The sequence below is a fragment of the Candidatus Accumulibacter contiguus genome, assembly GCF_036625285.1.
GTDB lineage: Bacteria > Pseudomonadota > Gammaproteobacteria > Burkholderiales > Rhodocyclaceae > Accumulibacter > Accumulibacter contiguus.
On record NZ_JAZKUC010000001.1, the window covers coordinates 3,148,979 to 3,163,190 of the forward strand.

The 14,212-nt window shown below is 58.4% G+C and carries 12 protein-coding genes and 1 CRISPR repeat array; of the genes, 2 read left to right on the plus strand and 10 right to left on the minus strand.

Features of this window, described 5'->3' with window-relative positions; genetic code table 11:
* The first annotated feature begins 4 nt into the window (after window positions 1–4).
* Window positions 5–1,111, plus strand: coding sequence for a sugar-transfer associated ATP-grasp domain-containing protein (locus V5B59_RS15130; RefSeq protein WP_332352011.1), 1,107 nt, complete (start codon window positions 5–7; stop codon window positions 1,109–1,111).
* Between the two features lie 76 nt (window positions 1,112–1,187).
* Here V5B59_RS15130 and V5B59_RS15135 read toward each other — a convergent pair whose 3' ends face one another.
* The 3 genes from V5B59_RS15135 to V5B59_RS15145 are packed head-to-tail and all read right to left on the minus strand — an operon-like array spanning window position 1,188 to window position 3,109.
* On the minus strand, window positions 1,188–1,769 hold the full coding sequence (locus V5B59_RS15135) for a TerD family protein (protein WP_034909988.1): 582 nt from the start codon (window positions 1,767–1,769) through the stop codon (window positions 1,188–1,190).
* 42 nt (window positions 1,770–1,811) lie between these two features.
* The gene (locus V5B59_RS15140; protein ID WP_034909986.1) at window positions 1,812–2,528 is read right to left on the minus strand and encodes a TIGR00266 family protein; all 717 of its coding nucleotides are present in this window, start codon (window positions 2,526–2,528) and stop codon (window positions 1,812–1,814) included.
* A 5-nt stretch (window positions 2,529–2,533) separates the two neighbouring features.
* Window positions 2,534–3,109 (minus strand): TerD family protein, encoded by a 576-nt coding sequence (locus V5B59_RS15145; protein ID WP_034909985.1) that lies wholly within the window; start codon window positions 3,107–3,109, stop codon window positions 2,534–2,536.
* Window positions 3,110–3,384: 275 nt separating this feature from the next.
* Window positions 3,385–5,854: direct repeats of the CRISPR family, unit length 29 nt; unit sequence CGGTTCATCCCCGCGCCTGCGGGGAACAC.
* 282 nt (window positions 5,855–6,136) lie between these two features.
* On the opposite strand from V5B59_RS15145, the gene V5B59_RS15150 reads away from it, so the two are divergent.
* Complete coding sequence (locus tag V5B59_RS15150) at window positions 6,137–7,672, plus strand: DUF6399 domain-containing protein (protein WP_332351228.1); 1,536 nt, start codon at window positions 6,137–6,139, stop codon at window positions 7,670–7,672.
* A 24-nt stretch (window positions 7,673–7,696) separates the two neighbouring features.
* Here V5B59_RS15150 and cas2e read toward each other — a convergent pair whose 3' ends face one another.
* From cas2e to casA, 7 genes are all read right to left on the minus strand, one after another.
* Entirely contained in the window at window positions 7,697–7,993 is a 297-nt protein-coding gene (gene cas2e / locus V5B59_RS15155) for a type I-E CRISPR-associated endoribonuclease Cas2e (RefSeq protein WP_034909374.1), read from the minus strand.
* Window positions 7,974–8,900 carry a type I-E CRISPR-associated endonuclease Cas1e gene (gene cas1e, locus V5B59_RS15160; protein ID WP_169069976.1) on the minus strand — a complete coding sequence of 309 codons (927 nt, stop codon included), beginning with the start codon at window positions 8,898–8,900 and terminating at the stop codon, window positions 7,974–7,976. Before cas1e ends, cas2e begins: the two co-directional genes overlap by 20 nt.
* A 167-nt stretch (window positions 8,901–9,067) precedes the next feature.
* On the minus strand, window positions 9,068–9,751 hold the full coding sequence (gene cas6e, locus V5B59_RS15165) for a type I-E CRISPR-associated protein Cas6/Cse3/CasE (RefSeq protein ID WP_332352012.1): 684 nt from the start codon (window positions 9,749–9,751) through the stop codon (window positions 9,068–9,070).
* Between the two features lie 2 nt (window positions 9,752–9,753).
* Window positions 9,754–10,512, minus strand: a complete 759-nt coding sequence (gene cas5e, locus V5B59_RS15170; protein ID WP_169069973.1) for a type I-E CRISPR-associated protein Cas5/CasD — start codon at window positions 10,510–10,512, stop codon at window positions 9,754–9,756.
* A gap of 5 nt (window positions 10,513–10,517) precedes the next feature.
* A complete protein-coding gene (cas7e, locus tag V5B59_RS15175) occupies window positions 10,518–11,582 on the minus strand; it encodes a type I-E CRISPR-associated protein Cas7/Cse4/CasC (protein ID WP_169069972.1) in 1,065 nt (354 codons plus the stop codon).
* Between the two features lie 33 nt (window positions 11,583–11,615).
* Window positions 11,616–12,116 carry a type I-E CRISPR-associated protein Cse2/CasB gene (gene casB / locus V5B59_RS15180; RefSeq protein ID WP_169069971.1) on the minus strand — a complete coding sequence of 167 codons (501 nt, stop codon included), beginning with the start codon at window positions 12,114–12,116 and terminating at the stop codon, window positions 11,616–11,618.
* A gap of 230 nt (window positions 12,117–12,346) precedes the next feature.
* Window positions 12,347–13,981: a type I-E CRISPR-associated protein Cse1/CasA gene (casA, locus tag V5B59_RS15185; RefSeq protein ID WP_332352013.1), complete on the minus strand. Its 1,635-nt coding sequence runs from the start codon at window positions 13,979–13,981 to the stop codon at window positions 12,347–12,349.
* Window positions 13,982–14,212 lie beyond the last annotated feature (231 nt).

Genomic DNA, 14,212 nt, shown 5'->3' on the forward strand with positions numbered 1-14,212 from the left:
CGAAATGCTCAAGAAAATTGCTGCATATGTTCAGCAAGCCCGCCGGGTCAGTACTGACCACGGCATATCCATCATTCGCCAGCTTGCTGAAATTGTTCACCTCGCACGCCATCCTGGGCGGATTGGGCCTGGCGACTACTACTCCTATCGTCTTTTTGAAGCGTCGCTCCCCAGCGCCGAAAAGGAAAATTTTGTTGGCTGGAAGGCAGAATCCCGGCTCGACGCACTGAATGAGCGATCCTGGCATTGTCTCGGGTTGGACAAGGTGCTGATGTATTCACTGTTTCAAAGCATAAACCTCCGTATTCCCGAAACCCGCGCCATCTATTTGCCGGGTCGTTTCCGACCCCTTGCGGGAGCCGACGCACTTGAAGATCCCGTCGTACTCCATGCGTGGTTGAGAACTCCCGAAAACTATCCATTTTTTTCCAAGCCATCCGCTAGTGGATTTGGCCGCGGAGCGTTTCTTGCCGATGCCTATGATGTGGAGCATGATTGTGTATTGTTCCGGGGCGGTAGCCGCGTCAAGGTTCCTGATTTTATCCAGGAGTCCCACGACACCGAGCGTTTGGGATATCTCTTTCAGACCCCGATACAGCCCGACGCCAGGCTTGTTAACAGCCTTGGAAAAATCGTTTCAAGTTTGCGCATGATCGTCTTATGCGATGAAGATCAGGGGCCGATCCTGCATCGCTGTTTCTGGAAGTTGCCGACCGGCAGCAATGCTCATGACAACTACAACGGTGGTAAGACCGGAAATCTGGCAGCGGCAATTGACCAGGAAACAGGTAAAATTACTCGAGTCATCAACGGAACAGGCCTGGACGTGGTTGAGGTCGAACAGCATCCGGATACCGGCGTATTGCTCAAGACGCTATTCGTGCCGGATTGGCTACAGGTTCTTGATTTTACCCTCGGTGCTGCGCTTGCCTTGCCAAAGTTGCGATTTCAGCAGTGGGATATCGCACTGTCCAATGACGGGCCGTTGGCTCTCGAAGTAAACCTTTTCGGGACCGGGGGCTGTGATTTGACACAACTGCTGTACCGCAAAGGGCTTCTTGACGAGACGATGAGATCGTTTCTGTCGCGTCACTCATTACGGAATCACTGAAGAAGTAAATCACACCCATCGATCTCGCGGCATTGCCAGGCCGCAACCAAGACTCCGTCAGCTGTGCAGGAACAGATCAGATGTGCGGCACGATCAGCGGCAGCAGATCCTGGAAGGTGACCCCACTGCCGTTCTCGCCGATGGCATGCATCTTCCACTCGCCTGCGTGCCGATACACCTTGGCCATGATCTGCGCCGTGTGGCTTCCCTGAACGCTCAGGTCATAGCGCGCAATCTCCTTGCCGTTGGCCCCATCGACGATCCGGCAGAAAGCGTTATTGACCTGCGAAAAATCCTGTCCGGTGAAGGAATTGACCGTAAACACCAGTGACTTCACGTTGGCCGGCACGGCATTGAGATTGACGATAATCTGCTCATCGTCGCCCTCTCCGGCGCCTGTAAGATTATCGCCGGAATGCTGGATGCTGCCGTCCTTGCTGCGCAACTGCCTGAACCAGACCACGTCGAGCAAGCTCCGGTTCTCGTCGAAAAGAAGGCACGAGGCATCGAGGTCGATCTCCTTCTGCCCCCCGCCCAAGCCGAAAAATCCCTTTTTCTTTACGGCATCCCAGCCGAGACCCATGACGACCCGGTTGAGCGCACCTCCAGCCTCTTTTTCGAGCGAAATTTTCTGACCCTTTTGCAGGCTCACCGCCATTTTGATTCTCCTGTCGTTGAAAAGTGTAGTCCGATCCAAAGCTCAGCGGTTGCTCCGCTGTCCAGCCATTTCCTTGCGCATCCATTCGAGAAACGCGTCCCGGTTGCGCGAGCAGATGAAAACTTTCCCCTGGCCGGAAAAGCGCAGAACGACCCCCTCGCCACTGGTGGCGCTGTTGACCAGATTGCCGAGCATGCCACCCCCGCCACCACCGGTGGTTACCGAAATTTCGTAGTGCAATGAACTGTCCCAGCAGACGACATGCGAGTTGTCGATGATCACCTCCTTGCCGGGCATCACGTCAAGCTCAAACATCGACCCGAAGCCCGAAACAGCCAGCTTGCCGGTCCCGGCGGTCTTCATGAGAAAAAAACCGCCGGACTGGGCAAACAGGGCGCTGGCGATGTTCTGCATCTGGACCTGCATATCGACGCCGGATTCGGCCGCGACGAATGCGCCGTCATTGAGCAGGTATTGTCGCGGCCCGACATCGACCAATTGCATCGCGCCGGGCAGAACCGGAGAAAGCAGGCAGTCGCCGTCGCCGCGAGACGCCTCGATGTGCTGCTGAAAAAACGACTCGCCGTTGGCCAGGCGTCGCATCAGCGACCCGAGAATTCCCCCGGTCATCTTCCCCTTGAGATCGAGCGCCGCCTCCATCATCACCATCGCGTCCGATTCACAATAGATTCGTTCACCCCTGTTCAGCGAGACATGTAGAAAGGGATCCACTTCTCCGGTTACCGTGAAAACAGCCATGACCGTTAGGTGCTGACACCGAAGGAGCGGGCAAGCGGGGCGAGTCCACCCTTGAACCCCTGGCCTACGGCCTTGAACTTCCAGTCCGCGCCGAGCCGGTAGATCTCGCCGAAGACCATCGCCGTTTCGATCGAGCTGTCTTCGGAGAGGTCGTAGCGGGCAATCTCCTTGCTGGTGTCTGCGTCGATGCAACGGATGTAGGCTTTGCTCACCATGCCGAAATTCTGACCGCGCGCTTCGGCTTCGTGGATCGTGACGGCGATGGTGACTTTGTCCACCTCGGCAGGAACCTTGCCGAGTTCGATCGTCAGCGTTTCGTCATCCCCCTCGCCAATGCCGGTCAGGTTGTCGCCGTTGTGAACGACCGAACCGCAGGATGACTTGAGGTTGTTGTAGAAAATGAAATCGGCGTCGTTGCGAACCTTGCCGTCGCTCTTGAGGATGAATGCGCTGCTGTCCAGGTCGAAGGCCGCGCCATCGGTCGCCCGGGCATTCCACCCGAGGCCGATGATCATCCTCTTGAGGGACGGGGCTTCCTTGCTAAGATTGACGTTACCGCCTTTCTGCAGACTGATTGCCATGTAACACTCCTTTGTGGTCGAAAAAATTTGGTCGAGCAAATGCTGATTTACACGTCATTGGCCGTAGAGGACAAACGGATGACACCGGCGCCTGCGGACTCGACTGGTGGCAAGGGCCAGGCTTCACTTTCCGGGACCATGATTAAACCTGAAAACAACGATTAGCAGTGAAATATCGATCCTGCTTCCACAGGAATCATCTAGGCCCGAAACCGATTCATCCCCCGCGCCTATGGGGAACACGTTGATGGTGATGGTGGCTGGGAGTGCTGATGCGGTTCATCCCCGCGCCTGCGGGGAACACGAGATGTTGAAGAACGATACCGAGAGCACTCCCGGTTCATCCCCGCGCCTGCGGGGAACACAATCACCGTGTCGATCACGGCATTTATGTTTCCGGTTCATCCCCGCGCCTGCGGGGAACACCCTGCCACCATCGCGGAAGCTTTGGCCCTGATCGGTTCATCCCCGCGCCTGCGGGGAACACGATTTGTTACGAAAAACTAGTGTGACTGGGGGCGGTTCATCCCCGCGCCTGCGGGGAACACGGCAAACTGCCGTCAAGGCCAGCAATCACGGGCGGTTCATCCCCGCGCCTGCGGGGAACACATACCTCCCCCGATACGGCGCCGGAAATTGAACGGTTCATCCCCGCGCCTGCGGGGAACACGAGTAAGTTTTCGTGGTGGTTTTTGGACCGCCCGGTTCATCCCCGCGCCTGCGGGGAACACATTGTCCTGACAGAATGTGGTTTTGGATTCGTCGGTTCATCCCCGCGCCTGCGGGGAACACAATGACCCGCAGACGGGTACCAATGCGAGTGACGGTTCATCCCCGCGCCTGCGGGGAACACCTTCGCCTGCTTTTCGAGCAGATCGGCCATGTCGGTTCATCCCCGCGCCTGCGGGGAACACATACATGTATTGAATATTGCCAGAAATTGTGCCGGTTCATCCCCGCGCCTGCGGGGAACACCCGTTGAAATAGGCGCGGGCGATCATACCCAGCGGTTCATCCCCGCGCCTGCGGGGAACACCTCCGACAGCGCATTGCGCGCGCAGGGGATTTCGGTTCATCCCCGCGCCTGCGGGGAACACCTCGCCGAAGTCGGCGCATTTCCGCCACCAGCCGGTTCATCCCCGCGCCTGCGGGGAACACGCGGACGTTTGGAAATCGGCATCCGTTACGCCTCGGTTCATCCCCGCGCCTGCGGGGAACACACTACCGGCACCCTAAAGACACTACACCTATACGGTTCATCCCCGCGCCTGCGGGGAACACACTGGAAACTACAGGATTCATTCTTTCCTCTACGGTTCATCCCCGCGCCTGCGGGGAACACTTGCACGGCGAGGGGTGCCGCTTGGGCAGATTCGGTTCATCCCCGCGCCTGCGGGGAACACGAGAGCAGCCAGTGCGTTATCAATACCTCGAACGGTTCATCCCCGCGCCTGCGGGGAACACATCGTCCATTGGCATTGCCATGCATCACCTCACGGTTCATCCCCGCGCCTGCGGGGAACACCCGGCCATGGTGGCTACCGGGTGATGCGCGCGCGGTTCATCCCCGCGCCTGCGGGGAACACACAAAACGCGCTGCACCGGCTCAACGGGGTTGCGGTTCATCCCCGCGCCTGCGGGGAACACCCGGCACGACCATCCTTATGGAATCCAATTTCCGGTTCATCCCCGCGCCTGCGGGGAACACGCGTAGTTGAACAAAGTTTGATCCATCAGCGGCGGTTCATCCCCGCGCCTGCGGGGAACACGTGGAAAGTACCATCGCCTATCTCAAGCCGGGCGGTTCATCCCCGCGCCTGCGGGGAACACGGGCGTTTCCGTGCGATCGACGTCTCGCCCCGCGGTTCATCCCCGCGCCTGCGGGGAACACGAGTTTGCGTGGCTCAACGAACAGCAATCCACCGGTTCATCCCCGCGCCTGCGGGGAACACCCTGGTGCATGGCCATGCCCGACATTGACTGGCGGTTCATCCCCGCGCCTGCGGGGAACACGCCAATCAACCCGAAGCCGAAAGAAAAGTACGCGGTTCATCCCCGCGCCTGCGGGGAACACGGGTTGACCTATTATCTGTAATGTGGTGGTTCCGGTTCATCCCCGCGCCTGCGGGGAACACACAAGGGGCAATGGCTCATCGTCTACCCCTGTCGGTTCATCCCCGCGCCTGCGGGGAACACCCCTGGCACCTTGACCTGCGGCTCTGCGCACATGGTTCATCCCCGCGCCTGCGGGGAACACAAGAGGCCGCGAAAGCGGGCATTGAGGCCATGCGGTTCATCCCCGCGCCTGCGGGGAACACGCAATCTCGTACATCAGAGGATAGTGATCCTACGGTTCATCCCCGCGCCTGCGGGGAACACTGCCCTGTTCGCCAACTTGCCCTGACCGTCAGCGGTTCATCCCCGCGCCTGCGGGGAACACACCTCTGGAGCCTGCAGAACGCGGTCCAGGACCGGTTCATCCCCGCGCCTGCGGGGAACACTCATGCAGACATCCTGCTGCAAGTCAGGTTTTCGGTTCATCCCCGCGCCTGCGGGGAACACATGGAGAACCTTCCGCCTGCTGCTCGCATCGGCGGTTCATCCCCGCGCCTGCGGGGAACACTAGTAGCGACTCCAACGCTGGCCCTTACAGGGCGGTTCATCCCCGCGCCTGCGGGGAACACCTGCCATTGCTGGCAGGCTGAGGGTTAGACTGCGGTTCATCCCCGCGCCTGCGGGGAACACACTTCTTCCATCACCATGATTTTTCATGGAAGTATTTGGCCTTCAAATTCTACCAACAACAAGACATGTAAATGCCATTTTCCGGCTTCCCACTTAAAGCGGGACAGTCATGCTACCGATAGAGTCTGAGGATGAAGGGAGCTGAGGAGATGGGAACTGGTTGCCGCATCTCCTGTATCATCAGTTTTATGACAAAAAAACTCTACGACTCAAGCCATACGGACAACCAGCCGCGTCATTTTTGCCGCACTTACAGACCAGGGAAAACGAAGCCTGCGTGCAGTGGGGGAATTAATTCATCGCCCGAAAAGCAGTGTTCATCGCCACCTGCAAGCGCAAGCCCGTAGGAACCGACATCCTGAATCGGGGTTTTGGGAAACCGAAGAGGGGGAGGCATGGCTGAGATTGCTGGTATTTGCTGTGCTGTACACGTTCGGGCTGCAACATCATGTGGGGGCGGGTGCCTTGTCGGATTTCTTCCAATTGATCCGCCTTCATACCCATGTGGGGGTGTCTCCCAGCGCCTTGCAGACCCAACTCAGCCGGATGGAAGCGCTGTTGCCCCTGTTTCAGCAACAGTGTGAAGCCTCGGTACCGACGCGGACACGCCAAGCGGTGGTGGCCGCGGATGAGACGTTCTTTGGGGAGATTCTGATCTTGGTGCTGATGGATTTGTCCTCGGGCTACCTATTGCTGGAGTCGATTCAGAAGGACCGGGGTTTCGATACCTGGTTTGCCCAGGTGACCCCGCGCCTGGAAGCACTGGGTATCGAAGTCAACCACGCCATCAGTGACCGGGCGAAGGCCCTGATCAAATTAGCGGTCACAGGCTTTGAGTGTACCTCGGGCGCGGATACGTTCCACGAGCAATATGGCCTCAGTCGCTGGTTGTCACCGGCCTTGGGACGTCGAAAAGCCAAGGCGGATCAGTGCTGCGAACTGGCCCAGAAGGCCCTTGATCAGCCGTCGCGCGGAGCCAGTACCGAGGAAAAGGCGGCTTTGGCGGCACAACAGGCCTGTGCCTGGGAAGCCCGCGCGCAAGTGGAACAGGCGCAGCAAGAGTACCAGAAGCAGTTGCTGGGAATCGCCGAGGAAATCCATCCCTTCTCCCTGGAGGAGAATACTCGCACGACGGCGGAGAGCGTAGTGGCAGGACTGGAAACGCGAGCACAGGCCCTGGAAACTCTGGCGGCGCAACAAGGGATCCAGGATACCCGTTCCGCCCTGAAGAAGTTCCGTGCCCAGATCGGCGCCTTATCGAGTCACGTCAGCTTTTGGTGGCTTTGGGTAGAAGAAATCCTGCTGGGCTGGTCTCTGGATGAAGCGACTCGGCAATGGCTGACGAGCAAGCTGTTGCCCGTACTCTATTGGCACTACCAAATGCGGAAAACGCAAAACAGGGTTCACCGGAAACGGTATCAGGAGGCTTGGCAGCGAGCATTAGAGGCCTGGAAAGCAGACCCGTTCCATTCGGGATTCTCCGAGAGTGAGTTGCAGCGCTGGCTAGAATGGGGGGAATGGATGGTGCGACAGTTCCATCGCAGCTCCTCCGCCGTCGAAGGGCGCAATGGCCGCTTGTCCCAGTTGTATCATAACGGGCGAGGTCTGACGAAATGCCGCCTGGCTGCGCTAACGGTTATCCACAACTATGGGGTGAGACGTAGTGACGGCACTATCGCAGCCGAACGTCTGTTTAGCACCTCTTTCCCTGATCTTTTCGATTGGCTGCTCAACCAGATGGGGGAACTTCCCTTACCGAGGAAGTCCCGCCACCGGGTTGTGCATAACCCATTGAAGTTAGAGATTGTCCCGGCTTAAGTGGGAAGCCCATTTTCCGAATTGTTAAAGATCGCCTTCCTTGGGCTCGGGAAAGAAACTAACCAGGCGTACTCCATCGATCTCCGACGGAACCCGGCGGTTCGCCCCAAGCGTTTCGAAGTCGAATCCCGATTCGGTGTTGGAGCGCCAGACCATCACCGCGTTGCCGTCTTCGATGCCCTTCCCCACCTGCTCCCAGATCGCTTCCCGAACTTTACGCGAATAGTTGCCGACATAAACACCCGCCCGCACTTCGAGCAGCCAGATTGCCAAGCGGCCACGCAAACGTGGCGGCGCGTTTTCAAGAACGATGACCAGCATCGCCGAGGCTTTCCGGATTGGGAATGGCGGGACCGACTGCATCGGCAGGTGCCTCCGGGCGCGGAATCTCGCCCGCTGCGAGAATATTCTCAATATCCGGGATGATACGGTCCAGTAACCTGGTCTGTCGGAACATATCCCGGCACGCCAGCCGCACGGCACGTTCCGGGTTCGCTGGCGGGTTGGCAGCCACCTTGAAAGCGGCCGGCACCACCGTCTCAAATTTATAGATATCGGCAATGTCATACACGAAAGACAAGGGCTTGCCGGTATGAATGAAACCAACGGCAGGGGCGTAGCCAGCGGCAAGCACGGCGGCCTCGGTCACGCCATAGAGCGCTGCCGTCGCGGATGACAAACAGCGATTCGGCAGATCGGACACATCCCAATCTTCCGGGTCATAGTCGCGCCCACCCCAGTTGACGCCGAACTTCTGTGCCAGCAACTGATAGCTGCGCCGCACCCGTGCGCCTTCAATCCCACGCAGTTGTTCGACGCTGCGCCGCGCTGGCGGCTCCTCGCCAAAACGAATCGCGTACATCTTGCGCACCACTTTCAGTCGCAACACCTCGTCGAGCGCCAGCTTGGCCTGATACAGCAAACGATCGGCACGCGCGCCGCCCGGTTGCCCGGCTGAATACAGGCGCACCCCCGCTTCGCCGACCCATACCAGCAAAGTACCAACGCGCGCAGCCAGTGCCGCGGCAGCATGCGACACGCGCGTGCCGGGCTCCAGCATGATGCAGGCAACCCCACCGATCGGGATGTGTGTGAGCACAGGTCGCACTCGCAAGCCCTGTTGATCCACGCGCACGAAAGCGCCATCAACGACATCGATTTCACCCCGTTCCACGAAGACGACAGACAAACGCTCCTTGATCAGGATGGGTTTGAGAGGTGGCAGCATGAATAAAGCTCCCTAGCTAACGGTCATGACTTTTCCAGGCACCCCCGATCATGAAAGTCATGACCGTTTCCCTCTCCCCCAACCCCTCCCCCGCGAGGGGGGAGGGGAGATTCGTGAGTCGCATACGCGACTTTCACATGAACCTGTCTTGGCTGTAAACCCGTAGATCATGCCGCACGCACCAGCAACAGGCCACAGCCAAATGCTTTTGCATGCCCAATGCCACCGTACAAAGCATCAGAAAATGCCGCAGCATCAGTCACTCTCAATACCCCGGAAAAATCCACGCTGCTGAACCGCAGACTCCCCTTCTTCTCGGCGTGCTGCGTATAAGCTTCTACCAACAGGCTTTCCTGCACGATTTCGAAACCCAGCCGCGGAGATCTGGAGAACAGCCATTGCCCACAGGTATCACTCACCAGTTCATGGAGCGCGGGCCTGTCGTTCCCTTTCCACTGATTCCAGCAGGCAAGACCGCGTTCTGCGAGCAGGCGTTTTTTTTCCTGCATGACGACATCGTGACGTGCAGACTTTCCGTCCCTACTGATCGTGACGACTGGATTTGCCCGGAGGTCGAAGCGTAAGAACGCGCCTGCGGCAAGACGTGGCGAATATTCTCGCGTCTGGACGCGCCAAGCGCCATTCAGTAGTTGCGGAGATCGTTTCGAGACAAGGTAAAAACGCGGAAGGCCGTCAATGTCCATTCTCCGGAACAGAAAATCCCTGGGGGAGTTCTCTGCCGCAGGAAAAAAGTGCCACAGCCATTGATGTTCGGCGTAAGGGCCTATCGCCCGCTGATGCGCTGCCTCGCGTTCTCTGCCGGGCGATGGCGTGATCACGGTGAAGTACATGGTCACACTCCTTCGTTCCGCAACCAGATATGCTCGGTGCGATCACCAAACTGCCAGCCCTTGCGACGAATCACGCGATCCTTGCGTGGCACGCTGAGATCGGGATTTACACCGGCAGCGACACCGTCGGACCAGGCGATTCGTACCAACGGAGCCACATCCTCCAAGAGCGAGCGCCCCCGAGCATCCGGATGCGCCAAATGCAACTGTTCAAGCCGCGCCAGGTATTGTTCGAAGGCAGCCCGCGCCGAATCGGCATTGATCACTGTCGGGTACAGAGGAGCTGCAGGCGGACAGGCTTTGCGCCCCAGATACAGTACAAAGCGCGGCGTTCGCAACGCGCCTGCCAAGGTATCCAAAGGATACGGCGCGTCTACGCGCGCCTGCACCGCCACGACGCACGCGGCATTTTGCCGATAATCCCGTGTTGACAGGATGGTGTTCAACTCGCGCTTTGGCACCGCCAACTCGTCACGTCGCGTCGCCTGCGGCCGCCCCTTCAGTGCCGCACGTCCCGGCACCTGGGCCGTGTGGTAATCCCGCAGCAAGGTGCCCCCGTCTTGCACGCCGACGGCAAACCCATAGCCTTGCCTCAGTCCTGCCAACGTCGAATCCTCCTCGCGCCGGATGCCGAGTGCGGCGGCCAGCAAGCCGAGCAGGGCTGATTCACCGGGATACTCGTAGCTGCCGCGATACTCGCCCACCGCTGCGCCGCCCCAGGACGCCAGCGGCGCCTGCAGTTGAAAGACCAGAAAATCCATGGCTTTCAACTTTGTACGAAGGCGACGAGTTCCGGCAGCGTGCCTTCTCCCTTCTCCACATCAATGTGGTAGCGCAGCTCCGCGCACTTGCCATATACCTTGTCGAAATTTTCATAGCGCTTGGTCATGGCCTTCACTGCCTCTGCCAGCATGTCCTGTTCGTCATATGGTTTGACCGGTTTGAGAAAAGCTTGCGCCAGCGAACGTGGCTGCTGATTGCCTTTTTCGGCCAGCACATAGCTGGCATAGGCGCGAGAGGCGAAGCTGTTTTGCATGCCGGTCGGAGATACCTTGGTCACGGCATTGACCAGGGCTTCCAGGGATCTGGCGGTGAGTGCCTCGTCACCGCCGAGGTTTTCTTTCAGCAATTCCCGGTCAATGCACAGATAGAGGTAGAACAGGCCAGCGCCGTAGCCGCGTTCACCGATGTGCGAAGCGCCACTGTCCACCTGACCATTGTTCAGGTCATCCACGGCGACAAAGTAGTCATCTTCCACTGCCGCCTTGTGCACGGTAATCGCATGCGACACCTGCACAGCAGCCTCGACATTGAATGCCGGTGTATCGGCCAGCATACGGCCGAACATGGCAATGTCCACGGCACGCCTGGGCTTGCTTAGAAGCGCCAACTCGTCTTGAGTCGGGGCGCTGCCACGTTCAGCACACTGGTTGGTCAGGGTTTCAATGGCGGCTATTTCTTCCGGGCTGAAGTGTGCCAATTGCTCAATCTCCAGATCCTCGTCATTTTCCGTCTTCTTGTCCGATTTCAGCTTCCCGAAACGAGCTGCGATGGCCTTCGTCCATTCGCGGGCGGCTTTTTCTGTAATGCCGGCAGTCTTGAGCGCCTTGAAGATTTCCTTGCCCATCCACTTGGTGCGCTTACCGAGGTGCCCCGCCAGGGAAATCTCGAAAATGTCCGAGGTTCTCCACGCGCGCTTCTGGCTTTGCGATGAGAGACGCAAGCGCGTCGCATTGCCCATCAACGCGGTTTTTGGGCGACCGGTATCGTCGCGATTCAGGTTGGAGGGTGGATAGCTGGTCAGAACGTGAAGCTGAACAAAGCGTGACATCGCGTGTTTTCCTGAAAAGAGTTGAGAAAGAATTTAGCGAACGGATTCATCAGGCCACTCATAGCTATAAGCCCACTTTTTCTTGACCGCATCGCCCCAGTGCATCAGATCATTTGCCAGCACGATGACATCGACGCTGCGCATCAGGGGAAGAACGCGGCGCATGCCCGAAAACAGGGAATCCGGGTCGGGGGAATCGAGCAGTCGCATGAAGCGCAGTTCGCTGACGGGAGGTTTGTCTCCCGGCTTGACAGGCTCATGCTTGCTCATGGCCTGCGCCGGTGAGCGTGCGTCGTTGGCTTTTATATGCGACAGCACACCGACGACGACGGCAAATCGATCCCTTTCCCACGCCTTCCAGTTCAGCGCGCCCAAACGCCTGCATAACCTTTGATAAGCAGGGAGCAACGCGATCTCAGTGGGTGACGATGCTCTGCGCAGCACCGCGCGACTCGCGCGATCCTGGTCCAAATTTTCCCACCAGTCGAACAAGACCTTGCCACTCCCTTCGTCTTTCGTGAAGTAAACAGCCATACGGGACTCCTTAATGTGAAAGTCGCGTCAGCGACTCACGAATCCTGCCCTGAGCCTTGTCGAAGGGCTCCCCTCGCCCGCTTGGGGGGTCGGGAGGCGAGATGGGAAATTCGCGGAGCATGGCTCCGTGCCTATCGAACAATTCCGGCGTGCCAGCCGGAATGCGCCCAGCAAGGAAGGGACATGGTCATGGCTTCCATGATCGAGGATGCCTGCAACAGCCATGACCGTCAGATGGCGGCCATTTGTGTGACCTTCTTGCTTGACCTTGGTTTATCGGTTACGGATGACGGCAGATGAAGGGCCTGCCGCATTTTCGGCCCACGCATGTTTCTATTTAGTTGCTGGTATGCCAGGGCCACGCGTTGAGGCTTTTGCCGCTCCACCTGGCCGGCTCCAACAAATACCTCATCGAATAGCGAAGCGACAGTTTTCATCAGTACCTGGTGCCATCTCTGCCGAACTTGCAGCATGTCGCCCTCGAGACCCTGTCGGGTGAGATCGATCACTTCCTGCAACTGCATATAGAAAGCAGATTCGGTCACGTTCCAGAAAGCCGCATCAATGGCACTGAAATCCCCACGCGCGTCTGCGCCAAACCAGGCATCCTTGACGGCAGAGCGCAGGTAGAACGCCGCCAAATCGGCGCCCGCGAGCCAAATCTCCACCTGCGACTCCACCCATTGCTGGGCATCTTCATCACAGTCGGCCAGGCCATAGAGCGGCATGGTCGCTTCGTACCAGCAACGTGGCTTCATATTGTCCATGTCATAGCCGAAAGCCCACAGACGCAATTCCCCACGTCGGTGGGCGAGCGCATGTTCCACCACGCTGGCGCGCCGCTGCTTCTTCTTGCCGGTGCTTTGTCCAAACACCCAGCCGAGCCAGTGGCGATAGCCGAAGCCGCCAGGCTGCGGATGCAGTGGCAGCCACTCTTCCTTGGTCTCATAGTACGGTGAGAAGGGGTGGAGCCAGGCTCCCTTGTAATTGAAGCCGTAGTTTTTGGCGATGTATTGTCCGATCAGTTGTTTGCTGGCTCGACCACAGACGTCACATTCACCGCTGCAAACGGTGTCGAAGTCCAGGCGTATGCGACGCGGCATGGCCCAAAACACCTGATCCGGATGCACCTGGACAGGCGTAGTCTCACCACCCGTTTTCTGGATAGCTGACATATCGTTCATCCACGGAAAACGGAAGTACAGTGCTGACTTGCCGGCATCACCGCACAGACCCAGAAACCCTCTGCGATCGCGTACGTTGAGCCACAAGTCATGCCACAGGGAACGGGTAGGTCCATCGATCGACATGCTGACGACCAGGGTAGTCAATGGCCCTCCACCGCGCAGCCCGGTCCGGTTCCCGACACCTCCCGCTGGCGCATTGATCTGCAGGGTCAACAAGGCGGTGGCAGCGCAATGCGGGCACATGGCCGAGATGCGTCCGCGCTTGATGAAATGATCGCTATTGTTCTTGAGCGCGTTTTCACCAGGCGTTTCGATGAGCAACGTACCGATCTCATTGGATACCCCTTCTTCAGCGGTCAGGCTGAAGTCCTGCATAAAGCGAGCCCCCTCAGCATCCAGTTCGAAAGCCGGGGCGAGGGGCGCAAACCATTCGCTCAGAACGTTCGCCGGCGGCGGCTCTGCAAACCATTTACCCCATGCCGTCTCGCTATTCATGGGGGTGCTGCTCTGCAACAGACCCACAGCAAACTGCGCCAGCGCACCGTTGAAATCGGGCCGGTCAGCATCGAATGCCAGAAGGTCAGGATCGGATAAGCGATCCGGGGCAATCCACATTCGGCTGCCGTCACGGCACCGCACAGGCATCCAGGGTTCAGACAATAGTGAAACCATATGCATCCCTTCGTGCGAAATTGGGTAGCCGGGCGATTTTCGAGGCCGTCCGCTCTTGCTTTTTCTGCACCTGCCCGCCCGGTGCTTGGAGTGCCGGGAGGCGATTTGCAATACCAGCAAGATGAGCAAAGTCTAGCAGGAAATGTGGAGCGATGCAAATTTTACAAAGTATCAAGTTGGTTCGCCTAAGAGTTTTTTCCTGTTTTTGTGAGACACTTATCGCCGTGTTCCTCATTC

Bases quoted from the DNA above. Each gene is read 5' to 3' on its own strand.
- casA (WP_332352013.1), bottom strand. From the start codon at position 13,981: ATGCATATGGTTTCACTATTGTCTGAACCCTGGATGCCTGTGCGGTGC.
- V5B59_RS15135 (WP_034909988.1), bottom strand. From the start codon at position 1,769: ATGGCGGTGAGCCTGCAAAAGGGTCAGAAAATTTCGCTCGAAAAAGAG.
- V5B59_RS15130 (WP_332352011.1), top strand. From the start codon at position 5: ATGCTCAAGAAAATTGCTGCATATGTTCAGCAAGCCCGCCGGGTCAGT.
- cas1e (WP_169069976.1), bottom strand. From the start codon at position 8,900: ATGCTGCCACCTCTCAAACCCATCCTGATCAAGGAGCGTTTGTCTGTC.
- cas2e (WP_034909374.1), bottom strand. From the start codon at position 7,993: ATGCTGGTCATCGTTCTTGAAAACGCGCCGCCACGTTTGCGTGGCCGC.
- casB (WP_169069971.1), bottom strand. From the start codon at position 12,116: ATGGCTGTTTACTTCACGAAAGACGAAGGGAGTGGCAAGGTCTTGTTC.
- V5B59_RS15145 (WP_034909985.1), bottom strand. From the start codon at position 3,109: ATGGCAATCAGTCTGCAGAAAGGCGGTAACGTCAATCTTAGCAAGGAA.
- cas5e (WP_169069973.1), bottom strand. From the start codon at position 10,512: ATGGATTTTCTGGTCTTTCAACTGCAGGCGCCGCTGGCGTCCTGGGGC.
- V5B59_RS15140 (WP_034909986.1), bottom strand. From the start codon at position 2,528: ATGGCTGTTTTCACGGTAACCGGAGAAGTGGATCCCTTTCTACATGTC.
- cas6e (WP_332352012.1), bottom strand. From the start codon at position 9,751: ATGTACTTCACCGTGATCACGCCATCGCCCGGCAGAGAACGCGAGGCA.
- cas7e (WP_169069972.1), bottom strand. From the start codon at position 11,582: ATGTCACGCTTTGTTCAGCTTCACGTTCTGACCAGCTATCCACCCTCC.